General features: G+C 61.8%; 24 protein-coding genes. 8 read left to right on the top strand and 16 right to left on the bottom strand.

Going from position 1 to position 22,764, the window contains the following annotated elements; translation table 11 throughout:
• Position 1: 1 nt before the first annotated feature.
• A complete protein-coding gene (gene queG / locus QLQ16_RS01325) occupies positions 2 to 1,066 on the bottom strand; it encodes a tRNA epoxyqueuosine(34) reductase QueG (RefSeq protein WP_283222879.1) in 1,065 nt (354 codons plus the stop codon).
• A 72-nt stretch (positions 1,067 to 1,138) separates the two neighbouring features.
• On the opposite strand from queG, the gene tsaE reads away from it, so the two are divergent.
• Together tsaE and QLQ16_RS01315 are read left to right on the top strand one after the other, a co-directional pair.
• A complete protein-coding gene (gene tsaE, locus QLQ16_RS01320; RefSeq protein WP_283223118.1) occupies positions 1,139 to 1,648 on the top strand; it encodes a tRNA (adenosine(37)-N6)-threonylcarbamoyltransferase complex ATPase subunit type 1 TsaE in 510 nt (169 codons plus the stop codon).
• A complete protein-coding gene (locus QLQ16_RS01315; protein WP_283222878.1) occupies positions 1,638 to 3,029 on the top strand; it encodes an N-acetylmuramoyl-L-alanine amidase in 1,392 nt (463 codons plus the stop codon). The genes tsaE and QLQ16_RS01315 overlap by 11 nt, the downstream gene beginning before the upstream one ends.
• 109 nt (positions 3,030 to 3,138) lie before the next feature.
• Here the strand turns inward: QLQ16_RS01315 and QLQ16_RS01310 are convergent, their stop codons facing one another.
• From QLQ16_RS01310 to QLQ16_RS01295, 4 genes are read right to left on the bottom strand one after another with little or no spacing between them, the layout of a single operon-like run.
• Complete coding sequence (locus QLQ16_RS01310) at positions 3,139 to 3,810, bottom strand: transaldolase family protein (protein ID WP_283222877.1); 672 nt, start codon at positions 3,808 to 3,810, stop codon at positions 3,139 to 3,141.
• A complete protein-coding gene (locus QLQ16_RS01305; protein ID WP_283222876.1) occupies positions 3,807 to 5,030 on the bottom strand; it encodes an ROK family transcriptional regulator in 1,224 nt (407 codons plus the stop codon). The genes QLQ16_RS01310 and QLQ16_RS01305 overlap by 4 nt, the downstream gene beginning before the upstream one ends.
• Positions 5,031 to 5,059: 29 nt before the next feature.
• Positions 5,060 to 5,500, bottom strand: a complete 441-nt coding sequence (locus QLQ16_RS01300) for an RbsD/FucU family protein (RefSeq protein ID WP_283222875.1) — start codon at positions 5,498 to 5,500, stop codon at positions 5,060 to 5,062.
• Positions 5,494 to 6,282, bottom strand: coding sequence for an ATP-binding cassette domain-containing protein (locus QLQ16_RS01295; RefSeq protein ID WP_283222874.1), 789 nt, complete (start codon positions 6,280 to 6,282; stop codon positions 5,494 to 5,496). The genes QLQ16_RS01300 and QLQ16_RS01295 overlap by 7 nt, the downstream gene beginning before the upstream one ends.
• Before the next feature lie 131 nt (positions 6,283 to 6,413).
• Between QLQ16_RS01295 and QLQ16_RS01290 the strand changes: the two genes are divergently transcribed.
• The 3 genes from QLQ16_RS01290 (at position 6,414) to QLQ16_RS01280 (ending at position 9,477) form a co-directional block, all read left to right on the top strand.
• Positions 6,414 to 7,412, top strand: coding sequence for a sugar ABC transporter substrate-binding protein (locus tag QLQ16_RS01290; protein WP_283222873.1), 999 nt, complete (start codon positions 6,414 to 6,416; stop codon positions 7,410 to 7,412).
• 184 nt (positions 7,413 to 7,596) lie between these two features.
• Positions 7,597 to 8,541 carry an ABC transporter permease gene (locus QLQ16_RS01285; RefSeq protein WP_283222872.1) on the top strand — a complete coding sequence of 315 codons (945 nt, stop codon included), beginning with the start codon at positions 7,597 to 7,599 and terminating at the stop codon, positions 8,539 to 8,541.
• Between the two features lie 6 nt (positions 8,542 to 8,547).
• A complete protein-coding gene (locus QLQ16_RS01280) occupies positions 8,548 to 9,477 on the top strand; it encodes a PfkB family carbohydrate kinase (protein ID WP_283222871.1) in 930 nt (309 codons plus the stop codon).
• On the opposite strand, the gene QLQ16_RS01275 is transcribed toward QLQ16_RS01280, so the two are convergent.
• Positions 9,478 to 10,116: a DedA family protein gene (locus QLQ16_RS01275; RefSeq protein WP_283222870.1), complete on the bottom strand. Its 639-nt coding sequence runs from the start codon at positions 10,114 to 10,116 to the stop codon at positions 9,478 to 9,480.
• A 61-nt stretch (positions 10,117 to 10,177) separates the two neighbouring features.
• On the opposite strand from QLQ16_RS01275, the gene mutL reads away from it, so the two are divergent.
• From mutL to miaA, 3 genes are read left to right on the top strand one after another with little or no spacing between them, the layout of a single operon-like run.
• Positions 10,178 to 12,142, top strand: coding sequence for a DNA mismatch repair endonuclease MutL (gene mutL / locus QLQ16_RS01270; protein ID WP_283222869.1), 1,965 nt, complete (start codon positions 10,178 to 10,180; stop codon positions 12,140 to 12,142).
• The gene (locus QLQ16_RS01265) at positions 12,142 to 13,353 is read left to right on the top strand and encodes a multidrug effflux MFS transporter (RefSeq protein WP_283222868.1); all 1,212 of its coding nucleotides are present in this window, start codon (positions 12,142 to 12,144) and stop codon (positions 13,351 to 13,353) included. Before mutL ends, QLQ16_RS01265 begins: the two co-directional genes overlap by 1 nt.
• Complete coding sequence (gene miaA, locus QLQ16_RS01260) at positions 13,350 to 14,294, top strand: tRNA (adenosine(37)-N6)-dimethylallyltransferase MiaA (protein WP_283222867.1); 945 nt, start codon at positions 13,350 to 13,352, stop codon at positions 14,292 to 14,294. The genes QLQ16_RS01265 and miaA overlap by 4 nt, the downstream gene beginning before the upstream one ends.
• Here the strand turns inward: miaA and arfB are convergent.
• From arfB to nuoI, 10 genes are all read right to left on the bottom strand, one after another.
• Positions 14,291 to 14,698, bottom strand: coding sequence for an alternative ribosome rescue aminoacyl-tRNA hydrolase ArfB (gene arfB, locus QLQ16_RS01255; protein ID WP_283222866.1), 408 nt, complete (start codon positions 14,696 to 14,698; stop codon positions 14,291 to 14,293). The genes miaA and arfB overlap by 4 nt on opposite strands.
• 25 nt (positions 14,699 to 14,723) lie before the next feature.
• A complete protein-coding gene (locus QLQ16_RS01250; protein ID WP_283222865.1) occupies positions 14,724 to 15,221 on the bottom strand; it encodes a DUF1178 family protein in 498 nt (165 codons plus the stop codon).
• 5 nt (positions 15,222 to 15,226) lie between these two features.
• A complete protein-coding gene (locus QLQ16_RS01245; RefSeq protein ID WP_283222864.1) occupies positions 15,227 to 15,814 on the bottom strand; it encodes an NUDIX domain-containing protein in 588 nt (195 codons plus the stop codon).
• A gap of 14 nt (positions 15,815 to 15,828) precedes the next feature.
• Positions 15,829 to 16,131 (bottom strand): DUF2818 family protein, encoded by a 303-nt coding sequence (locus QLQ16_RS01240; protein ID WP_283222863.1) that lies wholly within the window; start codon positions 16,129 to 16,131, stop codon positions 15,829 to 15,831.
• A gap of 2 nt (positions 16,132 to 16,133) precedes the next feature.
• A complete protein-coding gene (gene nuoN / locus QLQ16_RS01235; RefSeq protein ID WP_283222862.1) occupies positions 16,134 to 17,621 on the bottom strand; it encodes an NADH-quinone oxidoreductase subunit NuoN in 1,488 nt (495 codons plus the stop codon).
• A gap of 34 nt (positions 17,622 to 17,655) precedes the next feature.
• On the bottom strand, positions 17,656 to 19,134 hold the full coding sequence (locus QLQ16_RS01230) for an NADH-quinone oxidoreductase subunit M (RefSeq protein ID WP_283222861.1): 1,479 nt from the start codon (positions 19,132 to 19,134) through the stop codon (positions 17,656 to 17,658).
• A 20-nt stretch (positions 19,135 to 19,154) separates the two neighbouring features.
• A complete protein-coding gene (gene nuoL, locus QLQ16_RS01225) occupies positions 19,155 to 21,173 on the bottom strand; it encodes an NADH-quinone oxidoreductase subunit L (protein WP_283222860.1) in 2,019 nt (672 codons plus the stop codon).
• A 93-nt stretch (positions 21,174 to 21,266) separates the two neighbouring features.
• Positions 21,267 to 21,575, bottom strand: coding sequence for an NADH-quinone oxidoreductase subunit NuoK (gene nuoK, locus QLQ16_RS01220; protein ID WP_283222859.1), 309 nt, complete (start codon positions 21,573 to 21,575; stop codon positions 21,267 to 21,269).
• A complete protein-coding gene (locus tag QLQ16_RS01215; RefSeq protein WP_283222858.1) occupies positions 21,575 to 22,219 on the bottom strand; it encodes an NADH-quinone oxidoreductase subunit J in 645 nt (214 codons plus the stop codon). Before QLQ16_RS01215 ends, nuoK begins: the two co-directional genes overlap by 1 nt.
• Before the next feature lie 38 nt (positions 22,220 to 22,257).
• Positions 22,258 to 22,761 carry an NADH-quinone oxidoreductase subunit NuoI gene (gene nuoI / locus QLQ16_RS01210; RefSeq protein ID WP_283222857.1) on the bottom strand — a complete coding sequence of 168 codons (504 nt, stop codon included), beginning with the start codon at positions 22,759 to 22,761 and terminating at the stop codon, positions 22,258 to 22,260.
• Positions 22,762 to 22,764 lie beyond the last annotated feature (3 nt).

Genomic DNA, 22,764 nt, shown 5'->3' with positions numbered 1-22,764 from the left:
GTCAAGCCCTGCTCAGTGACCAAGCCGCCTGCTCTTGCACCACAGGGTCCGCATGCGCTGTGAGGACGCTCAAAGTCCGCTGAAGTTGTTGCCGCTCTGAAAGCGCCAACGCATCAGACGCCAGCGCATTGCCCGCCGCCAGGGCCAGGTTGCGCAGCCAGCGGGCGTGGCCGATGCGGCGGATCGCACTGCCTTCGGTGCGGCGCAAAAACTCGGCTTCGCTCCAACCCATCAAATCCACGATGTGACCCGCGCTCAGGCCCTCACGCGGCTGCCAGTCGGGCAGCGTGCTGACTTGCGCGAACTTGTTCCAAGGGCAAGCCAGCTGGCAATCGTCGCAGCCATAGATGCGGTTGCCCATCAGGGGACGCAGTGCCTCGTCGATGGGCCCGGCGTGCTCGATCGTCAAATACGAAATGCAGCGCCGCGCATCCAATTTGTAGGGCCCCACGATGGCCTGCGTCGGGCACAGGTCCATGCAAGCGGTGCATTGGCCGCAATGACTGCTCACGGCCACGGTCTCGGGCAAAGCGAAGTCCACAAACAGTTCGCCCAAGAAAAACATCGAGCCCGCTTCACGGTTCAAAACCAGGGTGTGTTTACCGCGCCAGCCCAGGCCACTGCGCGTGGCCAGCTCGGCCTCCAGCACCGGGGCCGAGTCGGTGAACACCCGGTGACCGAAAGGCCCGATCGCATCGGCCATGCGGTCTTGCAGCTTTTGCAAGCGACTGCGCAGCACCTTGTGGTAGTCCCGGCCCCGTGCATAAAGCGACACCACCGCCTCGCCCGGTTGCAAGCTGCGGGCGGTTTCACGCTCTGCCCAGTCGGGCCGCGTGCCTTGGGGCAAATAATCCATGCGGGCGGTGATCACGCTCACCGTGCCGGGCACCAGCTCGGCTGGGCGGGTGCGCTTCATGCCGTGCGAGGCCATATAGTCCATGCTGCCGTGAAATCCGGCATCGAGCCAAGCCTGTAATCCGGGCTCTGCCGTGGCCAAATCGATGCCCGTCACGCCAATTTGGGACAATCCCAACTCCCGCGCCCAGATTTGAATCTGGGGCAGCATGTCATGAGGTTCGATCTGAGTACTTTGAGCAGTCACACGCCGATTGTAGAAAGCCCCGCCGCCGCCCCGTCGATGCCCCAGGTCTGGACAGGCTTGTGGCCCGATGAATCGGCCACCCAAAGCTTTGCCGCCCGTCTGGCCCAAGCCCTGCAAACCTGGCCCGGGGGACGTGACGCCCGCATCGAATTGCGCGGCAACCTGGGCGCGGGCAAAACCACCTTGGTGCGCCACCTGCTGCGGGCAGCGGGGGTGCAAGGCCGCATCAAAAGCCCCACCTACGCCGTGGTCGAGCCCCACCAGGCCGGCACGGGCGACACCGCTTGGCCCATCTGGCATTTTGATTTTTACCGCTTCAGCGATCCGCAGGAATGGGAAGACGCGGGCTTTCGCGACATCTTTGCCGGCCCCGGCCTCAAGCTCATGGAGTGGCCCGACAAAGTGGCGGGCCAATTGCCCCCGGCCGATCTGGTGATCGCGCTGCATGCGCTGGACGAAGACCAACGCCAAGTCCACATGAGCGCGCACACCCCTGCGGGCCAAGCTTGGCTGAACGACTGGATGGGCAACGGGCATGCGCGCTGACCGCCGACGCCTCGTCAAAGCCGGATTCTTGGCCCTGAGTCTGGGCGCCTCGCACATGGTGCGCGGCGCGACCATGATGGCTGTGCGCATCTGGCCCGCCGCCGATTACAGCCGGGTCACGCTCGAATCGGACAAGCCGCTGCAAACGCGGCAAACCTTCATCGCCTCGCCGCCGCGTTTGGCGGTGGACATCGAAGGCATGGAGCTCAACCCCGCGCTGCGCGAGCTGGTGGGCAAGGTGCAAGCGTCCGACCCCAACATCGCCGGCATTCGGGTGGGCCAGTTCAGCCCAAACGTGGTGCGCCTGGTGATCGACCTCAAGCGGCCCATCGCACCGCAAGTGTTCACCCTGTCCCCGGTGGCTTCGTATGCCCACCGATTGGTGCTGGACCTGTACCCCGCGCAAGCGGCCGACCCGCTGGAGCAACTCATCCAGGAGCGCACCCATGCGACGGCAAGCGGTGCGACGGCAAGCGGTGCAGCGGCAAACAGTGCACCCACAACTCCTGCGCCGTCGACCTTGGACCCTTTGGGCGATTTGATCGCCAAGCAAGGGCAAAAGCTGCCCGTGCCGTCCACACGCAAACAGGATTTTGAGCCGCCACCGACCGCATCGATGGACCGGCCCGACCACCCGCCTCGCCCTGCCACGCCCACCGACCGCTTGATCGTGGTCGCCATCGACCCGGGACACGGCGGCGAAGACCCTGGCGCCATCGGACCTGGCGGCACCCGTGAAAAAGACGTGGTGCTCAAGATCGCCACCTTGCTGCGCGACCGCATCAACGCGGCCAGCGTGGGTGGCAACCCCATGCGGGCCTACCTGACACGCGACGCCGACTTTTTTGTGCCGCTGCACGTGCGGGTGCAAAAAGCGCGGCGCGTGCAAGCCGACCTTTTCGTCAGCATCCATGCCGACGCGTTCTTCACCCCCCAAGCCAGCGGCGCCAGCGTGTTCGCCCTCAGCCAAGGGGCCGCTTCGAGCAGTGCCGCCCGATGGATGGCGCAGCAAGAAAACAAGGCCGACCTGATCGGTGGCCTGAACCTGGGGGCGCAAGATGCGCAAGTGCAGCGCGCCCTGCTGGACATGAGCACCACCGCCCAAATCAAGGACAGCCTGCAACTGGGCCACAGCCTGCTGCGAGAAATTGGTGGCGTGGGTCGGCTGCACAAGCCCCGCGTCGAGCAAGCTGGTTTTGCGGTGCTCAAAGCCCCCGACATCCCCAGCGTGCTGGTCGAGACCGCCTTCATCAGCAACCCGGAAGAAGAAGAAAAACTGCGCAGCGAAAGCTACCAGCAAAAACTCACCGACGCCTTGATGCGCGGCATCTTGCAATACTTCTCGCGCAACCCACCGCTGGCCCGCAACCGTTCTGTTTGATTCGTTGCAGGGCGGAAGTTGGACCTTTCGCACCATCCGCAGGTCGTTGGCTTCAGCCCCGACAAGCGACTTGGCATGAGCCTTACACGTCGGACCTGAAGGTGCCGACCTACAGCACCGCGTTTTGGCTTGTTTGCACGTCTTGGTCGAACTGCGCCATCGCCGCGTGCGTAATCGGGTCGGTGGCCAAACTGGCCGCAAACTCGGGCCGCACCGTCACAGCATGCGCGCCGCAAGCGAGCAATCGCGACAGCACATCGGCCGACTTGATGCTGGCGGCCAGCAGCTGCAGGCCATCGGCCTGCACAGCGACGCAAGCCTCGATCAAAGACCAGACATCGCGGCCATCGGCCTGCAAGCGACCCACATAAGGCGCCACATAACTGGCCCCTTGCGCACGTGCCCAGAGCAATTGCACCGGGTTGGACAAGCCCGTGAGCAGCGTGGGCACGCCCCAGGCTTGCACCTCGCGCAGAGCCGGTTGCCAGTCGGGGTGGCAAGGCAGTTTGATGGTCAGGCGCACACGGGCCTGCACGGCCACCGGCAGCAACACCTCAAGCCACTGTGCAGCCTCGCCCACATCGGCGCGGGGCAGCTGCAGCATCAGCTCAGGGATTTTGGCCTCACCGGCTTGCGCCACCAATTTCATATACCCGGCCAAGCTGACCGGCAAACCGGCTTGCATGACCAAGGTGGGGTTGGTCGTCACGCCCTGCACGGGCGGGCAACCGGCGGGCAGCGCCCATTGGCGGGCGTCGGCAGAGTCGAGGTAGAACTTCATGCGGCGTCCTGCTTGAGGAAGATGTCCTTGTCGGGGAAAAACTGGCTGTGCAGCGGCAGCAAGGCCCCGCCCAAGGCGCGGGCGTGCGCCCCTACCTGACCCGCCAGCAGTTGCGGCTGGTGCATGCCATCAAAACGGTATTGGGCCAGCGCGTCTTGCGTGGCCGCCATCAAAGCGGTCATAAGGGGCGCCCCCAAAGAGCCGTCCATCACCACCGCGTCCAGATCCAGCAAAGCGGCCGAACTGGCCACCGTCATGGCCAGGGCTTGGCTGGCTTGCGCGATCCACGGCGCAGTGAACTCGGCATAGGCCGCATCCATGATGGCGCCCTGATGGATCAGCAAAGGGTTGTGGCCTGCGGCCAGCAAGGCTTGCTCCAGCTGCCAGCCCGAGGCTTTTTGCAAGAGCTGCGGCGGCATGCCCGAACGTTTGGACACAGACGTGGCCAAACCCACAGGGAGTGAGCCAATCGCGCCAGCGTTGCCGCGTTCGCCGTTCATGATGTGACCCGACAGCACCAGACCACCGCCGATGAAGGTGCCGACAAACACGTACAAAAAGCTGCGCACGCTGCGGCCATGGCCTTGCAGCAACTCGGCCACACAGGCGGCGGTGGTGTCTTTGGCAAACACCACCGGCAAATCGGTCAGGGCTTGCACACGGGCCGGCAGATCGATGTGTTCCCAGCGGGCCAAAGCCTCCGCCGCAGGGCCGCCCATCAGGTCGGCCCATTTGTGCAGGGACAGCGGGGCCGTCAGGCCCACACCCACGGTGCGAGCCCACAAATCACCCATGCGGGTTTGCAGGGTCTGCAGACCCTCGGCCATGGAAGCGAAAAGCTGGTCCGGATCGGGGTAGTCGTAGAGCACTTCGACCCGCTCCACCGGCTGGCCGGTGAAGTCGGCCACCAGCAACTCCAGATTGCGCCGCCCCACCTGGATGCCCACGCTGAACGCGCCTTTCGGGTTGAGCGACAGCGGCACCGAAGGCTGACCGATCTTGCCGCGCACCCGGTCTTGTTTGACGAGCAAGCCGTCGTCCAGCAAACGACCCACGATGATGGCCACCGTCTGGGTGGACAGCTGGGTCAAGCGGGCCAAATCGGCCTTGGGGATGGCCCCGTGGTGGCGGATGGCCTGCAGCACGGTGCGCTCGTTGAACTGGCGCATCCCCACGTGGTTGGAACCACGCATGGCGGAAGTCGGGGTGGCGCTGTTCATGAAAACGGATGGAAGTCGTTGAGAAAAGGTTAAAGCAGGATCACGCCTTTGCAGAACAAGGCATTGCCGAAGGCCGTGCCCTCACCGCTTTGCACGATCAGGCTGGCGCCCTTGATTTTCTCGTAAAAGGCGTAGCGCTCCACGGCTTCGACTTGATCGGCTTGGAAACCTTCGGCCACGACCAGATCGACCACCGCTTGCTGGGCGGCGGTGCGGTGCCCATCAGGGCTGTGGCACACGCGCATGAAGGCCGCTGGTTGCGCCACATCCACCGCCAGCGGCAACACCGACAACACGGCGCGGCTCACGCGCTCCAGGCTGTGACCGGGGATGCGCACCACCGGTTTGCCTTGGCTCAAAAAGTCGGCGGTGAAATTGGCATCCACCACCGCCACCCATTCGCCGTGACCCATGGCGCACAGGTGCATCAAGAGCTCAGGCGTCAGCAGCGGGTCGATCCCTTTCAGCATGTGGCCGCCTCTTCGGAGCGCAGGCTGGCCGGATCGATGGCGCCGGTGATCAGGCCCACGATTTCTTCGGGATTGGTCTCGCGGGTCAGGCGGCTGCAGATGATGCGGCCTTGGCGGAACACCCAGATGCGGTCGACCAAATCAAACACCTGGCGCAGGTTGTGGCTGATGATGATGAGCGGAATGCCCTGCTTTTTGAGACCCTTGATGATTTCTTCCACGCGGGCGGTCTCTTGCACGCCCAGTGCTGCGGTGGGTTCGTCCAAGATGATGAGTTTTTTGGCGAACCCGGCGGCGCGGGCAATCGCCACGCACTGGCGCTGACCGCCCGACATGCCGCGCAGGCTCTCGCTCATGTCCTGGATCTTGACGCCCGTGGTGGCGAGCATGCTGGCCGATTTCTCGCGCATGGCCTTGTGGTTGAGGATGGACAGCGGCCCCAAGTTCAGCCGCGTGATCTCGCGGCCCAAGAAGATGTTGGCCGGCACGTCCAGGTCTTCGGCCAGCGCCAGCGTTTGGTACACGGTCTCGATGCCCTGTTCGCGGGCATCGAGCGGCGACTCAAAGCTCACCTTCTGGCCATCGAGCAGGATGTCACCGGTGTTGGGCTGCTCCACCCCGGTGATCAGTCGGACAAAGGTGCTTTTGCCCGCGCCGTTGTCACCCACGATGGCGGCGTGCTCACCGGGTAGGAGGCGAAATTGCGCATCGGTCAGGGCTTTGACACCGCCGTAATGCTTGGTCAATTGGCTGATTTCAAGAACGGGTTGGGAGGTCGACATGGTGATCATTTCAAACAGGAATGGCCCCGAGCATCGCAAATTTATGGATCTCGTGCATTAGTAAAACTACTAGGTTTACTTAGTCAGTGTTTTCGATTCCAATCCGTTCGCGGTCAGAAAAAAGTGGAGCGATGACCGAAACCCTCAACAACGGAGATAAACCCATGATCACCAAACGCACATTCGGCCGTCTGGCCATCGCTGCAGCTGCAGCCACCCTGTTCACCTCGGCCATGGCCGCAGACGTCACGGTGGCTTACATCACCAACGGCAACACCAACGAAGGCTGGACGCTGATCAACGGCGGCGCCAAGAAAGCGGGCCAAGCCAAAGGCGTGAAGTTCATCGAGCTGGCCGCTGAAAAAGGCGAGTTGTCCAAGCAATTGGCCATCGTGGAAGACATGATCACCCGCAAAGTCAATGCGATTGCCATCGCCCCCGTGGACTCGGCTGGCATCGCCCCCGCCATCAACAAAGCCCTGAAAGCCGGTATCGCTGTGGTGGCTGTGGACACCGGCATCACCGGTGCCGCCATCACCTCGTATGTGGCCACCGACAACATCAAAGCCGCCAACGTGCAGGGCAAATGGGCGGCCGAGCAAATCAAGGACGGCGACACCGTGATCTATGTGACCGGCGACCAAGGCCAGTCCACCGGTCAAGAGCGCAAGAAGGGCTTCGTCGATGCCCTGAACGCTGGCCGCAAGAACGTCAAGGTCGTTGAAGTGCCCACCACTTGGGACCAGACCATGGCCCAAAACGGCGTGGAAGCCGCCCTGCGCGCCAACCCCGGAGTGAAGGTGATTGCCTGCGCATGGGACGGCGGCGCTTTGGGTGCCAAAGCCGCATTGATGGCTGCAGGCAAGAAGCCCGGCGACGTGAAGATCGCTGGCTTTGATGGCTCGCCTGGTGGCCTGGACATGATGAAGCAAGGCTGGCAGCAAGCCAACGCCGCGCAGATGTTGGCCAAGATCGGTCAAGTCGGCGTGGAAACCGCTGTGGCTGCGGCCCAAGGCAAAAAGGTCGATGCCCGCATCGACACCGGCTCCTTCCTGGTGCTGCCTGCCAACGTGGACAAGTTCGCCGCCGACTCCGGCGTGGGCCAGTTCATGAAAGTCAAAGCCAAGTGATGGGCCGCCCGGAACAGTGCGTCCGGGCCCTCCCCTTTTTTGTAGGAGCCAGCCCTGCTGGCGATAGGCCCCCCAAAGCCCGTCGCTTGCAGGGCCTGCGCCTACATATCCATGGCCAGCGGGCTATCTGCCCCTCAAAAAAAAGCATCGCGCGTGCGATGCATTGAAAACAATCGAGAAAAATATGAAATCCATCACCCGTCAAGAGTGGTACGGCGCCTTGGTGGCGGTCATTGTGTTGGGCGTTTTGCTCTCCTTCGCCTCGCCCTACTTTCTGACCACCGGCAACCTGTCCAACATCTTGGTGCAGGCCTCGGTGATCGCGCTGTTGGCCGGTGGACAAACCTTTGTGATCTTGACTGGCGGCGTGGATCTGGCGGTGGGCGCCCTGACGGCGCTGGCGGGCGCTGTGGCTGGCCACTTGATGATCAAGATCGGCGTTGACCCTTACCTGGCCATGGTGGTGGCGCTGGCGATTGGCGCTGCCGTGGGCCTGTTCAACGGCTATTTGGTGGCCTTTGTGGGCATTCCGGCGTTCATCGTCACCTTGGGTGGCCTCACGCTGTGGCGCGGCCTGGCGTTTGACCTGACCGGCGGTTTTGACAACGCGGGCTTGCCCGAGCCCTTCCCCTTCTTGGGCTATGGCGATGTGTTCGGCATCCCCATGCCCACGTTGATCACCGGCCTCTTTTTTGTGGTGATGGCCTTCATTTTGTCGAGCACCAAAATCGGCCGCTATGTGTACGCCATGGGCTCTAACGAAATGGGTGCGCGCCAAGTGGGCATCAACATCCGCTGGTACAAGCTGGGCGTGTATGTCGTCTCGGGCCTGAGCTGTGCGCTGGGCGCCATCGTGCTGATGGCCCGCATGGACTCGTCGAGCGGCAAGATGGCGCAGATGTTCGAGCTGGACGCGATTGCGGCCGTCATCTTGGGTGGTACATCCCTCTTTGGCGGTCGCGGCAGCATTTGGGGCAGCTTGCTCGGCGCGGTGCTGATCACCATGATCCGCAACGGCATGAACCTGATGGAAGTCTCCCAGTTCAAGCAAATGATGGCCATTGGCGCCGTCGTGATCGTGGCTGTCTGGATCGACGTGGTGCGCCGCAAGCACCTGCTCAAAAAATAATTTTTTATGTCTCCTTCGATTTTTGTCTTGGGCGAAGCCCTGATGGACTGCATCGCGCAGCCCGACGGCCAATTGCGGCCCCTGATGGGCGGCAGCCCCTACAACCTGGCCCGAGCCGCCGCCTTGCGCGGTGCAACGGTGCGCTACCTCAACCCCTTGTCGAGCGACAACTTCGGCACCCAGCTCAAAGCCCAACTGCTCAGCAACGGCGTGGCCGTGACCGAGCAGTCTTCGCGCCTGCCCACCTCGCTGGCGGTGATCCAAATCAAGGACGGTCAGCCCAGCTACGGCTTTTACCGCGAAGGCATTGCCGACCGCGACTACAGCGTGGACAGCGTGTTGGCTCAGTTGAAAAACGCAGCCCCTGGCATCCTGCACACCGGCTCTTTGGCCTTGGTGCCGCCCGAACACGAGAAAGTGCTGGCCATCGTGCAAGGCGCCAAAGCCTTGGGCTGGACAGTGAGCGTGGACATCAATTTGCGCCCCAAACTGGCAGAAGACCTGAACGCCTATGCCGCCGCCGTGCGCTCGGTCATGGTCTGGGCCGACTGGATCAAAGCCAGCGACGAAGACCTGGAGACTTTGGGTTTTGAAGGCGTCCATTTGTCCGAGTCAGCCCGCTTGGTTTCAGAGCTGCGATCAACAGCCCAGACCGGCGCCTTGAGCCGTATTGCGCTGACCTTTGGCGGTGATGGGGCCTCTCTGGACATTGAAGACCAACACCACAGCCTGCCCGTGCCGCACATCACCGTGGCCGACACCGTAGGCGCTGGCGACACCTTCTGGGGCAACACTCTGGCCGACTGGGCCATGCAGCCTGCTGATGCCGCCGCACGCGTGAACGAAACGCTGGCCCTGTCCATGAAAGCAGCTGCCATCAACTGCACCCGCCAAGGCTGCCAGCCGCCTACACGGGCTGAGGTGCTGGCGTTTTGATCACCCCGCCTTGCGCGCGCGCCATGCTCCGATGATGGCGATCAGGCCTGGCACAAAAATCAAAGCCCAGATGATCTTGCTCAGATGGGTTTGCACAAAGGGCAAATTACCGAACAGGTAACCGGCCAAAGTCAGGCCGACCACCCAAATCACGCCGCCCACCACGTTGAACATCGTGAACTTGTGGCGGGTCATCTCGGCCACACCCGCCACAAAGGGCACAAAGGTGCGGATAAACGGCATGAAGCGCGCCAAGATGATGGTGATGCCGCCGTACTTTTCATAAAAAGCATTGGCCTGCATGAAAGCCTGGCGGTTGAAAAAGCGGGAGTTTTCCCACTGGAATACCTTGGGGCCCAAGTAACGCCCAATGCTGTAGTTGGTCTGGTCACCCAAGATGGCGGCCACCAAAAGCAGGGCCATCGTCAAAGGCAGGTTCAAGAGATCGGCACCGCACAGCGCGCCCACGATGAACAAAAGCGAATCACCCGGCAAAAACGGCATGATGACCAGGCCCGTCTCGACAAAAATGATCACAAACAAGAGGGCATACACCCAAGCGCCATGCTGGCTCACAAAGGCCTCCAGGTAGCGGTCGACGTGGAGGATGAAATCAAGGAGTTGCAAGAGGATGTCCATGCGCCGATTATCCCCTGCCCCCAGGCGGGCGCAGGCCACGCCCAAGCCCTAAAATCAGGCGGTGAGCTTTGAACAAACCCCGGCGACCGCGCGCCGCCCCATTCGCGAACTCCCCGATGAACTGATCAGCCAAATCGCCGCTGGCGAGGTGGTTGAGCGCCCGGCATCGGTCGTGCGCGAGCTGGTGGACAACGCCATGGACGCGGGTGCACAAAGCATCACCCTGCGCCTGATGGGCGGCGGCACCCGCCTGATTTCGGTGGAAGACGATGGCGGCGGCATTGCCCCAGACGAGTTGGCTACAGCCCTCAAACGCCACGCCACCAGCAAGATCGGCAACCTCGACGAACTCGAATCGGTCATGACCATGGGCTTTCGGGGCGAGGCACTGGCGGCCATCAACTCGGTGTCCGAACTCACCTTGCTCTCGCGCATGGACGGCCAGCCCACCGCCTTTGCGCTGGACGGCCGCACCGGCGAGATCCGCCCGGCCGCACGCGCCGTGGGCACCACGGTGGAGGTCAAAGAGCTGTTTTTCTCGACCCCCGCCCGCCGCAAGTTTTTGAAAAGCGACAGCACCGAACTGGCGCATTGCATCGAGGCCGTGCGCCGCCACGCGCTGGCCCGTCCCGATGTGGGCTTTGCCATCTGGCACGAGGGCAAGTTGGTCGAACAGTGGCGCGTGCACCCAGGCGCTGCGGGCCTGGAGCAACGCCTGGCCGATGTGCTGGGCGAAGAGTTCGTCGCGCAGTCGATCGCGGTGGAATACAACGCCGGGCCGCTCAAGGTGATTGGCCGTGCGGGTCTGCCCGACGCCGCCCGCTCACGCCCCGACCACCAGTTTGCTTATGTGAATGGCCGCTTTGTGCGGGACAAGGTCGTGATGCATGGCGCACGCAGCGCCTACGAAGACGTGCTGCACGGCCACAAGCAGCCAGCCTACGCCCTGTTCATGCAGATCGACCCCACGCTGGTCGATGTGAACGTGCACCCCACCAAGATCGAAGTGCGCTTTCGCGACAGCCGAGCCGTGCACCAAGCGGTGCGTCACGCGATTGAAAACGCGCTGGCCGCGCCGCGTTCACAAAACTTGGCCGATTCAGCCTCAGAGACCCCGAGCGATTTCGACCTGAAAGCCCCCGCCCCCAAAACCCTGCCCGAATCGGCCAGCTGGCAGCAAGGCGGCATGGCGTTTGAGCGGCCTGGCCCCTCGACCTTTTCAGCGCCCAGTTACAAACCCGCCGACTTTGTGCGCCCCCGCGTGGACGGCGAGCAGGCCATGGCCGACCTCAAAGCCCTGTGGAACCCACCACAAGCCCGGCAAGAAGCCCACGACAGCGACGCGCCCCGCTGGACAGCGCCTGTCACTGCACCATCGACGACGCCCGTGCCAGCGGCTGCCCCTGCACCTTCCCCTTTGCCCGAAGGCGATTGGCCCTTGGGCCGCGCCGTGGCGCAGCTGCACGGCGTGTACATCTTGGCCGAAAACAAGCAAGGCCTGGTGGTGGTGGACATGCATGCCGCACACGAGCGCATCGTGTACGAGCGCCTGAAAAACCAGCTCAACACCGAAGGCGATGGCCCACGCATTGCCAGCCAGCCGCTGCTGATCCCGGCCACCTTTGCCGCCACACCGACCGAGGTGGCCACCGCCGAAAGCGGCGCCGAGGTGCTGGCGCAACTGGGCCTTGAAATCTCACCGCTGTCGGCCAAGACCCTGGCCGTGCGTGCCGTGCCCACCACCTTGGCCCAAGGCGACGCGGTTGAGTTGGCCCGCAGCGTGTTGGCCGAGCTGGCCCAGCATGACGCGAGCACCGTGGTGCAACGCGCCCAAAACGAAATCCTGGCCACCATGGCTTGCCATGGCGCGGTGCGGGCCAACCGGCGCCTGACGCTCGATGAAATGAACGCCCTGCTGCGCCAGATGGAAGAGACCGAGCGCTCTGACCAATGCAACCACGGCCGCCCCACCTGGCGGCAAATGTCGATGCGCGATCTGGACGCCTTGTTCTTGCGGGGCCGTTGATGAGCCGTCACCTCGTCGTTGCGCTGTTGGCGCTGCTGCTGGGTTTGCAGGCCGTCACCACCGACTTGTACCTGCCCACCCTGCCCGCGATCCGCGACAGCTTGGGCGCCAGCATGGGCGAAGTTCAGCTGACCTTGACCGCCCTCTTGCTGGCCTTTGGGCTGTCCCAGCTGGTCTGGGGGCCGCTGTCAGACCGCTATGGTCGCCGGCCGGTCTTGCTGTGGGGCATGGGCGCTTATGTGATCGCCTCGCTGGCCTGCGTGGCGGCGCCAGGCATCGGGTGGTTGATCGCCGCACGCACGGTGCAAGGCATCGCCATGGGCGCGGGGGTCATGGCTGCGCGCGCCATCGTGCGCGACCTGTACCAGCCCCACGAGGGCGCGCAAGTCATGTCGCAAGCCCTGACCGGTCTGGGCATGATCGCCTGCACCTGCGCTCCGGTGGGCGGCTTGCTCAGCGACTGGGTGGGCTGGCGCTATGCCTTGCTCTCGGTCACCTTGTTTGGCGCGCTCACTTGGGGCTTGCTGGTCTGGTGGTTCCAAGAAACCCTGCCCCAGCGCCGCATGGACGCGCTGCGCTGGGATTCGCTGTGGCGCTCCAACCTGCAGATCATCCGCCACCCGGTGTTTCGCACCGGGTGCGCCTTGTCTTCTGCGTCTTACCTGGGGTTGTTCACTTTCTTGGCCACCTCGTCTTTCGTCTTCACCCAGCAGTTGGGCTACAGCAAGACGGTCTATGGCCTCTTGATGTTCACCATGTCGCTGTCCTACATCCTGGGCACCTTCTGGGGGCGGTGGATGCTGCGGCGCACCAGCATGCACCGCACCGTGGGCGTGGCCGCGGGGCTCTCGGTCGGTGGCGGCGTGGTGCTCACCGTGCTGGCCTATGCCGGATCGGACCAGCCCTGGTATGGCGCTTGGGCGGTGATGGTGCCGGTGTATTTCTACATGTTTGGCCATGGCGTGCACCAGCCCTGCGGCCAAAGTGCGGCGGTTGCGCCCTTCCCGCTCCAAGCGGGCACGGCGTCTGCACTCAACGGCTTTTTGATGATGCTGGGCGCCTTTGTCATGGGCGGCTGGCTGGGTCGCAACATGGAAGTGCCGCTGTGGGCTTTGGCCCATGGCATGCTGCTGTGGAGCACGGTGATCGCGGCTGTGGCGTGGACCGCTGTTCAACGCCACGGCAAACCACGCGAATGGCAAGCCGCATGAACCGGCCGCTGGACGCCATCGCCATCGTCGGGCCCACCGCCAGCGGCAAGACCGCTGCGGCATTGGCCTTGGCACAAGCCTTGGAGGGCGAGGCCGAGATCATCAGCGTGGACTCGGCCCTGGTTTACCGGGGCATGGACATCGGCACCGCCAAACCCAGCCGGCAAGAGCTGGCCACCGTGCCGCACCACCTGATCGACACCATCGATCCCTTGCAAAGCTACAGCGCGGCCGAATTTGCACGCGATGCCACCAAGCTGATTGGCGAGATCCACGCCCATGGCCGCACACCGCTGCTGGTGGGCGGCACCATGCTCTACCTCAAGGCCCTGCTGGAAGGTCTGAACGACATCCCTGCTGCCGACCCGCAGGTGCGCGAAGCCATCCAGGCCCGCGCAGCGCAAGTCGGCTGGCCCGCCTTGCATGCCCAGCTGATGCAAGTCGACCCTGTGACCGCCACACGTTTGGCGCCGGGCGACAGCCAGCGCGTGGGCCGCGCCCTGGAAGTCTGGACCGCCACGGGCCAAACCTTGTCGTCTTTTCACCAAAGCGCCAAGGCCGCTGCACCCGACTGGCACATCCCGGTGCTCAGCCTGGAGCCCCAAGACCGCAGCTGGCTGCACCAGCGCATCGCCCAACGTTTTGAACTGATGATGGCGCAAGGCTTCATGGACGAGGTGCGCCAACTGCGCGCACGCGGTGACCTGAACCCCGACCTGCCCTCGATGCGCTGCGTGGGCTACCGCCAGGCGTGGCAAGGTTTGGACGAAGGCTGGCGCGAGGCCGAGATCGCCGAGCGCGGCATCTTTGCCACCCGCCAACTGGCCAAACGCCAAATCACCTGGCTGCGCAGCATGGACAGCCGCCACGTGATCGCTGCCGATGCGCCAGATGCTTTGGCGCAGGTGCTGGCCCAAGCCCAGGTCCTGATGGGCGCTTAATCCCCGTCACTCTTGCGGCGCGAGCTTTTGAGCTGCGATTGAATCGCCTTACCCTGCAAGCGCCGTTGCACCGAGCCGCGTGTGGGCTTGGTGGCCTTGCGGGCTTTGGGCGCTTTGGCAAACTGGTCCAGCAATTCGTACAGGCGCATCCAAGCATCTTGGCGGTTGGCTTCTTGTGTGCGGTGGCGCTGGGCCTTGAGGACCAGCACCCCGTCTTGCGACAAGCGGCTGTCGCCCGACTGCAGCCAGCGGGCTTTGACGTCATCGGGCAAGCTCGATTGCGCCACATCGAAGCGCAACTGAATGGCGCTGGACACCTTGTTGACGTTTTGCCCACCGGGCCCCTGCGCACGGATGGCGCTCAGCTCAACTTCATCGTCGGTGATGTGCAAGCTGTGTTTCATGCGAGGAACCGGCTTGCCAGGCGGCTCATTGGAGCGGCCCGTCGAGGCCTTCGGGCACAGGCAGGGGCATGACCGCGATGCCCTCGTCGAGCAAGGCCTCGGTTTCTTCGCGGGTGGCGTGGCCTCGGATGTTGCGCTCCTGGCGCTCACCGTAATGGATCTTGCGGGCTTCTTCAGCAAAGCGCGTGCCCACGTTTTCGGTGTTGGCCATGACGTGGCGCACCATGTGCATCAGTGCCGCTTGCATTTGCACCACGGGGTTAACCTCAGCACTTGGCGCTGAGGACGCTGCGGTGGTGGCAGCAGAAGCCTCCGATGGCACTGTCTCAGACTGGGCTGAGGTGGGCGCGCTGCTGTGCCCCAAGTTCAGGCGCGGTGCAGACAGCATTTTGGTGATCTCGCTGTCGTTGCACAGGGGGCACGTGACCAATCCCCGCGCCCGCTGCGCGTCGTAATCGCCTTGCGAGCCGAACCAGCCTTCGAAGCTGTGGCCCTGACGACACTGGAGGTCAAGGACTTTCATGAGGTTCAGGTGGCGCTTTGCCAAGTCAGCGGCCAAGCACCAGAGAGCACATTCTGCAACCAAAGCGCCCCGGTCAGGGTTTTGCCGTCGGTCACCAGGCCTTGCTGGCACCAGCCCATCAGCTCTTGAGGGGTGGCGGTGAAGACATCCAAAAACTCTTCCGAGTCCAGTTGCCGCTCACCCAAGCTGAGGTCGCGCGCAAACCAGATCTCGATCACTTCGGTCGAATAGGCGATCACCGGGTGCAAAACACCGGCCTTGGCCCATTCTCGGGCCCGGTAACCAGTCTCTTCCATCAACTCGCGTTGGGCACACAACCAAGGGTCTTCACCGGCATCGAGCTTGCCGGCAGGGAACTCGATCATGACTTGCCCCACCGGGTAGCGGTATTGGCGCTCCAGCACCAGTCGCATCTGGCCATCGGGCATTTGCAGCATCGGGATCACCATCACCGCGCCAGGGTGAACGACGTACTCGCGGGTGGCCAAGCCTTTGTTGGGCAGGCGGACCGTGTCTCGGAAAGCGTGCAAAAAATGGCCGTGCAGCAACTCTTCCTGCGAGACGCGGTGCTCGATCAGATGCTCATCGGACATGGATGGGGCCAGCCTCAGTGCTGGCGGTGCATCAGGTAACGGTAGACGAAACCCGGAAAGGACAAGGTCACAAACATGGTGCCGGTGATGGCGTAAAACTCCCAACCTTGGGGAGAGATTTGTCCGGCGTGATTTTCCAGCGCTAAACCCGCAGCGCCGACCACAAAATAAAGCAGCACCAACTCGGCCAGCCGAATGGCCAGTGATTTGCTGCTGCGTGTAGGGCCGACCAGCAAGATGCGCTGGTTGGCAAAAGGCAAGTTGGCGGCCAGCACAGCCAGCGCGATCAACAGGCCAATTTGCCAGGCGGTGGACATGGTCAGACCGCCAACATGCGGGTGACCGCGTCTGCGCACAGGGCCATCAAGGCGCCAGGCGCCATGCCCAAAACCAGCACCAGCAAGCCGTTCAGGGACAGGACCACACGCACGTCGGCATCGGCGGAGACGGTGGTGGCGGTCACGGGCTCGTCAAAGTACATGACCTTGACCACACGCAGGTAATAGAAGGCACCGATCAAGGACATGAGCACAGCGAAGATGGCCAAGCCAATGTAGAAGCCTTGACCCGAAGCCACGAGCGACTGCAGCACGGCCAGTTTGGCGTAGAAGCCCACCATGGGTGGAATGCCTGCCAAAGAGAACAAACAAACGGCCATCACGCCTGCGTACAAGGGGCTGCGTTGGTTCAGACCGGCCAAGTCGGTGATCTCTTCGCTCTCGAAACCTTGACGGGCCAAGAGCATGATGATGCCGAAGCTGGCCAAGGTGGTCAGCACATAACCGACGATGTAGAACATGGCCGAGCTGTAAGCGTTGGCGGCCAAGGTGGTTTGGCCATTGACCACACCCGCGACAAAACCGAGCAAGACAAAACCCATTTGCGCGATGGTCGAGAACGCCAGCATGCGCTTGAGGTTGGTCTGTGCAATCGCGGCCAAGTTACCGATCAGCAGCGAGCCGATCGCGAGGAAGGACAACATCTGCTGCCAGTCGATGGCCAAAGGCAACAAGCCTTCCACCAGCAAGCGGATCATGATGCCAAAGGCGGCCAACTTGGGCGCGCCACCGATCAGCAGCGTGGCCGCTGTGGGGGCACCTTGGTAAACGTCGGGGATCCACATGTGGAAAGGCACGGCGCCGATCTTGAAGGCCAAACCCGCCACGATGAAGACCAGACCAAACACCAGCACCTGGTGGTTGACTTGACCCGAAGCGATGGCTTTGAGCACAGCGGCCAGCTCCAAGCTGCCGGTGGCGCCGTACATCATGGACATGCCGTAGAGCAGGAAACCCGAAGCCATCGCGCCCAGCACGAAATACTTCATGGCCGCTTCCGTGGCTTGGCCATGGTCACGGCGCAAGGCCACCAAGGCGTAGCTCGACAGGGTCAACAACTCCAGGCCGAGGTACAGCACCAGGAAGTTTTGACCCGAGATCATCACGCTCATGCCCAGCAGGGCAAACATGCTCAGGCTGAACAACTCGCCGCCACGCAGCATGTCGCGGTCAGCGGCATAAGGGCGCGAGTAAACCAAGGTCACCATCACGGCGATCGCGGCAAAGCACTTGAGCCAGTGGCCCATCGGGTCGCTGACCACCAAGCGGCCAAAGCCGTACAGGGTCTCGCCTGATTGGGCGTAAAGGGCATTGAGCCAGGCCACGCCACCCAACGACACCAAGGTCAGGGCATAAGTGGCGGTGCGCTTGGGGCTCTTCACGAACAGGTCGGCCAGTGCGATCACACAGGCCATGACCAGCAACACGATTTCAGGATAAATCGTCATCCAACTGGTGTTGTCCATCATCATTCTTTCTATTCTTCAGTTCAGTACTGAATGGTCATTGGGGCAATTTGGACAAGGCCACGTGCTTGAGCAAGTCGACCACCGAGGTGTCCATCACATCGGTGAATGGCTTGGGGAACAGGCCCATGTAAAGCACGGCGATGGCCAGCAAAGCCATGACCAGGAATTCACGGCTGTTGATGTCGGTCAGTTCCTTGACATCGTCGTTGGCCACAGGGCCCAGGTAGACGCGCTTGAACATCCACAGGGTGTATGCCGCGCCAAAGATCAAGGCCGAAGCGGCCAAAGCGCCGATCCAGAAGTTGAACTTGACGGCACCCAAAATCACCATCCACTCGCCCACGAAACCGGCTGTGCCTGGCAGGCCGCAGTTGGCCATGGAGAACAGCAAGGCAAACGCCGCAAACTTGGGCATGGTGTTGACCACGCCGCCATAGCTGGCGATCTCTCGCGAGTGAACGCGGTCGTACAAGACACCGATCGACAAGAACATGGCGGCCGACACGAAACCGTGGGCGATCATCTGCACGATGGCGCCCGACACGCCCAGCGGATTGAAGATGAAAAAGCCCAGGGTCACAAAGCCCATGTGGGCCACTGACGAATAAGCCACCAGCTTTTTCATGTCCTGTTGGACCATGGCCACCAGACCCACATAGATCACGGCCACCAAGGACAAGACGATCATGAAGGTGCCCCACTCGCGTGCCGCATCAGGTGCGATGGGCATAGAGAAACGCAGGAAACCGTAAGCACCCAGCTTGAGCATGATGGCGGCCAGCACAGCCGAGCCACCGGTGGGTGCTTCGACGTGCACGTCGGGCAACCAAGTGTGCACAGGCCACATCGGCACCTTCACGGCAAAGGCGGCAAAGAAGGCGAAGAACAGCAAAGTCTGCACCGTGCCTGACAAAGGCAGTTGGTGCCAAGCCAGGATGTCAAAGCTGCCGTTCGATGCGGTGTACAGGTAGATCAATGCTATCAGCGTCAACAGCGAACCCATCAGGGTGTACAAGAAGAACTTGAAAGCCGCGTAGATCTTGTTGGGACCGCCCCAGATGCCGATGATCAGGTACATCGGGATCAGGGTGGCTTCGAAGAAGACGTAGAACAAGATGCCGTCCAAGGCACTGAACACACCGATCATCAGACCCGACAGGATCAGGAAGGCGGCCATGTACTGGTTGACTTTGCGGGTGATGACTTCCCAGCCCGCGATGACCACGATCACGTTGATGAATGCCGTGAGCAACACGAACCACAGCGAAATGCCGTCCACACCCAGGTGGTAGTGCACATTGAAGCGCTCGATCCAGGTGTATTTTTCGACAAACTGCATCGCCGAAGTACCGAGCTCAAAGCCCTTGTACAGCGGCAAGGTGATCAGGAAACTGACGACAGAACCGATCAAAGCCACCCAGCGCACGGCGCGGGCTTGGCTGTCACGACCGATGGCCAGCAAGATGACGCCGAAAACAATCGGTGTCCAGATGGCAAGGCTTAACAATCCCATTTTTATTGTCCTCTAAACCGTTAAGCGAGCCAGACGAAATACGTCATCAGCGCGAACACACCCAAGATCATGACCAGGGCATAGTGGTACAGGTAGCCCGACTGGAAGCGGCGAACGGCGCCAGAGATCAGGCCCACCACTTTCCAGGAACCGTTGACCACCAAGCCATCGATCAAGGCGCGGTCGCCCACTTTCCACAAACCGGCGCCCAACAGGCGAGCCCCACGGGCCAGGATGTTTTCGTTGATCCAGTCCAGGAAATATTTGTTTTCGAGGACGACGATCACAGGATGCAAAACACGTGCAAAGAAAGCAGGCACTTTGGGGTTGACGAGGTACATGTACCAAGACACCACCACACCGGCCAAAGCCAGCCAGAAAGGCGCTGTGCTCAGGGCGTGCACCGCCATGGCCACGGGACCGTGGAACATCTCCGCCATTTCTTCCATCACAGGGTGCTTCTCGGCGTTCACAAAGATCACGTCTTTGAAGAACTCGCCGTAAAGCATGGGCTCGATCGCCATGAAGCCGATCACCACCGAAGGAATCGCCAGCAAGACCAGTGGCACCGTCACGACCCATGGGGACTCGTGGGGTTCGTGGTGCTCGTCATGGCCATGACCGTGGTCATCGTGACCGTGGTGCGCATCGGGGTTTTGGTCGTAGCGTTCCTTGCCGTGGAAGACCAGGAAGTACATGCGGAAGGAATAGAAGGCAGTCACAAAAACACCGGCCAGCACGGCGAAGTTGGCAAAGCCAGCAGCGGCCAAATGGCTCTCGTGCACCGCTTCGATGATGCTGTCCTTGGAGTAAAAGCCTGAGAAGAAAGGCGTACCGATCAAGGCCAGCGAACCGAGCAAGGAGGTGATCCAAGTGATGGGCATGTACTTGCGCACGCCGCCCATCCAGCGGATGTCCTGGTTGTGGTGCATGCCCATGATGACGGAGCCCGCACCCAAGAACAACAAGGCCTTGAAGAACGCGTGGGTCATCAGGTGGAACACCGCGACCGAGTAAGCCGATGCGCCCAGAGCCACGGTCATGTAACCGAGTTGCGACAAGGTGGAATAAGCCACCACGCGCTTGATGTCGTTTTGGATGATGCCCAAGAAACCCATGAACAGCGCCGTGATCGAACCGATCACCATGATGAAGTTCAAGGCCGTGTCGGACAGCTCAAACAGGGGCGACATGCGGGCAACCATGAAGATGCCAGCGGTCACCATGGTGGCCGCGTGGATCAGCGCCGAGATGGGGGTCGGGCCTTCCATCGAGTCAGGCAGCCACACGTGCAGCGGAAACTGGGCCGACTTGCCCATCGCGCCGATGAACAAGCAAATGCAGATCACGGTCACCAGCATCCAGTCGGTGCCAGGGAAGGTCAAAGCACCGAGTTCAGCGGTCTTGGCAAAGGCTTCGGCATAGTTGAGCGTGCCGGCATAAGCGGCGATCAGTCCAATGCCCAAGATGAAACCGAAGTCGCCGACACGGTTGACCAAAAAGGCCTTCATGTTGGCGAAGATGGCGGTGGGCTTGTTGAACCAGAAACCGATCAACAGGTAAGACACCAGGCCCACGGCTTCCCAGCCGAAGAACAGTTGCAGCATGTTGTTGCTCATGACGAGCATCAGCATGGAGAAGGTGAACAAGGAGATGTAGGCGAAAAAGCGGTTGTAGCCTTCGTCTTCTTCCATGTAGCCAATGGTGTAGATGTGCACCATCAGCGACACGAAGGTCACCACACACATCATCATGGCCGTCAGGCTGTCAATCAGGAAGCCCACTTCCATCTTCAGGCCGCCCACCACCATCCAGGTGTAGAGCGTTTCATTGAATCGGGCACCGTCGATGACGCTCTTGAACGTCATGGCCGACAGGATGAAGGCGACCAACACACCCAAAATCGTCAGGGTGTGCGAGAGGCGGCGGCCGATCCAGTTGCCACCGAATTGCGTGCCAAAAATGCCCGCCAGTGCCGAGCCCACCAGGGGCGCGAGCGGTACGGCCAGCAGCGTGCTTGCGTTGAGGGTTTGACTCATATCAGATCTCCCGCCGGGCCGCCCCAAGGGAAAGCTGGGCCCCCTTGGGGGGCAGTGAATACACAAAGTGAGAAACGTGGGGGCTTCATTAAATTAACCCTTGAGCGAATTGAGTTCGTCCACGTTGATGCTGTTCATGTTGCGGAACAACAGCACGAGGATGGCCAGGCCAATGGCCGATTCAGCGGCCGCGACGGTCAAGATGAAGAACACGAACACTTGGCCGTGCATGTCACCCAGGTAGTGCGAGAAGGCCACGAAGTTCATGTTCACGGCCAAGAGCATCAGCTCGATCGCCATGAGCAAGACGATCAGGTTCTTGCGGTTCAAGAAAATGCCGATCACGGCCAATGCAAACAGCATGGCGCCGAGCGACAGGAAGTGTCCGAGTGTCAAGGCCATCATTTGTTCTCCTGTGCAGCATCGGCGGCCACGGGGGCTGGGGCTGCTTGGGTGGCGGCCACATGGACCACGCTCAGGCGGTCAGTAGCGCGCACACGCACTTGGATCGAAGGGTTGATCGCTTTGCTGTCCTTGCGTTCACGCAAAGTCAGGGCAATCGCAGCCACCATGGCCACCAGCAAAATCGCCGCAGCGATCTGGATGGGCATCAGGTACTCGGTGTACAGCAAGATACCCAAAGCCTTGGCATTGGAAGCCTGCGCGACCGAACCGGCCACAGCGGCTGGGGCTTGCGACAAACGGAAACCGCTCATCAGCACCGCAGCCATTTCGAGGGCCACGATGGCGCCCAAAGTGGCGGCCAGCGGGAAGTGTTTCCAAAAGCCCTGACGCAGTGTGTCGATGTTGATGTCCAACATCATCACCACGAACAGGAAAAGCACCATCACCGCGCCCAAATAAACCAGCACCAAAGTGATGGCCAGGAATTCGGCGCCGAGCAGCAGCCAGATGGCAGAGGCCTGCGAAAAGGCCAACATGAGGTACAGCACAGCGTGCACGGGGTTGCGCGCTGTCACCACCCGGAAGGCTGAAAACATCAGCACCACCGAGAAGAGGTAGAAGAAACCGGTCTTGACGTCCATAGGTCTGTCTTTTTTAAATGTTCAGGACTGGGCCACGTTCAACGGTAAGGAGCGTCGGCAGCTTTGGCAGCCGCGATCTCTTTTTCGTAACGGTCGCCCACAGCCAGCAACATGTCCTTGGTGAAGTACAGGTCGCCACGCTTTTCACCGTGGTATTCGAAAATTTGCGTCTCGACGATGGAGTCCACCGGGCAGCTTTCTTCGCAGAAGCCGCAGAAGATGCACTTGGTCAGGTCAATGTCGTAACGCGTGGTGCGGCGCGAACCGTCTTCGCGCTGGCCAGCCTCGATGGTGATGGCCATCGCAGGGCAAACGGCTTCGCACAGTTTGCACGCGATACAGCGCTCTTCACCGTTGTCATAACGGCGCAGGGCGTGCAGGCCACGAAAACGCGGCGACAGCGGCGTTTTTTCTTCGGGGAACTGCACAGTGACCTTGCGGGCGAAAGCGTAGCGACCGGTCAGGGCCATGCCCTTGAACAACTCCACGAGCATGAAGCTCTTGAGGAAGTCCTTGATGGAGAAAGATGTCATGGTGGTCATGTT

It is taken from the genome of Limnohabitans lacus (assembly GCF_030053395.1).
Taxonomy (GTDB): domain Bacteria; phylum Pseudomonadota; class Gammaproteobacteria; order Burkholderiales; family Burkholderiaceae_C; genus Limnohabitans_A; species Limnohabitans_A lacus.
The sequence above is the reverse complement of the archived record's forward strand: the minus strand, read 5'-3'. Positions and strand labels throughout refer to the sequence as shown.

Bases quoted from the DNA above. Each gene is read 5' to 3' on its own strand.
- queG (WP_283222879.1), bottom strand. From the start codon at position 1,066: ATGCTGCCCCAGATTCAAATCTGGGCGCGGGAGTTGGGATTGTCCCAA.
- tsaE (WP_283223118.1), top strand. From the start codon at position 1,139: ATGCCCCAGGTCTGGACAGGCTTGTGGCCCGATGAATCGGCCACCCAA.
- QLQ16_RS01315 (WP_283222878.1), top strand. From the start codon at position 1,638: ATGCGCGCTGACCGCCGACGCCTCGTCAAAGCCGGATTCTTGGCCCTG.
- QLQ16_RS01310 (WP_283222877.1), bottom strand. From the start codon at position 3,810: ATGAAGTTCTACCTCGACTCTGCCGACGCCCGCCAATGGGCGCTGCCC.
- QLQ16_RS01305 (WP_283222876.1), bottom strand. From the start codon at position 5,030: ATGAACAGCGCCACCCCGACTTCCGCCATGCGTGGTTCCAACCACGTG.
- QLQ16_RS01300 (WP_283222875.1), bottom strand. From the start codon at position 5,500: ATGCTGAAAGGGATCGACCCGCTGCTGACGCCTGAGCTCTTGATGCAC.
- QLQ16_RS01295 (WP_283222874.1), bottom strand. From the start codon at position 6,282: ATGTCGACCTCCCAACCCGTTCTTGAAATCAGCCAATTGACCAAGCAT.
- QLQ16_RS01290 (WP_283222873.1), top strand. From the start codon at position 6,414: ATGACCGAAACCCTCAACAACGGAGATAAACCCATGATCACCAAACGC.
- QLQ16_RS01285 (WP_283222872.1), top strand. From the start codon at position 7,597: ATGAAATCCATCACCCGTCAAGAGTGGTACGGCGCCTTGGTGGCGGTC.
- QLQ16_RS01280 (WP_283222871.1), top strand. From the start codon at position 8,548: ATGTCTCCTTCGATTTTTGTCTTGGGCGAAGCCCTGATGGACTGCATC.
- QLQ16_RS01275 (WP_283222870.1), bottom strand. From the start codon at position 10,116: ATGGACATCCTCTTGCAACTCCTTGATTTCATCCTCCACGTCGACCGC.
- QLQ16_RS01265 (WP_283222868.1), top strand. From the start codon at position 12,142: ATGAGCCGTCACCTCGTCGTTGCGCTGTTGGCGCTGCTGCTGGGTTTG.
- miaA (WP_283222867.1), top strand. From the start codon at position 13,350: ATGAACCGGCCGCTGGACGCCATCGCCATCGTCGGGCCCACCGCCAGC.
- arfB (WP_283222866.1), bottom strand. From the start codon at position 14,698: ATGAAACACAGCTTGCACATCACCGACGATGAAGTTGAGCTGAGCGCC.
- QLQ16_RS01250 (WP_283222865.1), bottom strand. From the start codon at position 15,221: ATGAAAGTCCTTGACCTCCAGTGTCGTCAGGGCCACAGCTTCGAAGGC.
- QLQ16_RS01245 (WP_283222864.1), bottom strand. From the start codon at position 15,814: ATGTCCGATGAGCATCTGATCGAGCACCGCGTCTCGCAGGAAGAGTTG.
- QLQ16_RS01240 (WP_283222863.1), bottom strand. From the start codon at position 16,131: ATGTCCACCGCCTGGCAAATTGGCCTGTTGATCGCGCTGGCTGTGCTG.
- nuoN (WP_283222862.1), bottom strand. From the start codon at position 17,621: ATGATGGACAACACCAGTTGGATGACGATTTATCCTGAAATCGTGTTG.
- QLQ16_RS01230 (WP_283222861.1), bottom strand. From the start codon at position 19,134: ATGGGATTGTTAAGCCTTGCCATCTGGACACCGATTGTTTTCGGCGTC.
- nuoL (WP_283222860.1), bottom strand. From the start codon at position 21,173: ATGAGTCAAACCCTCAACGCAAGCACGCTGCTGGCCGTACCGCTCGCG.
- nuoK (WP_283222859.1), bottom strand. From the start codon at position 21,575: ATGGCCTTGACACTCGGACACTTCCTGTCGCTCGGCGCCATGCTGTTT.
- QLQ16_RS01215 (WP_283222858.1), bottom strand. From the start codon at position 22,219: ATGGACGTCAAGACCGGTTTCTTCTACCTCTTCTCGGTGGTGCTGATG.
- nuoI (WP_283222857.1), bottom strand. From the start codon at position 22,761: ATGACCACCATGACATCTTTCTCCATCAAGGACTTCCTCAAGAGCTTC.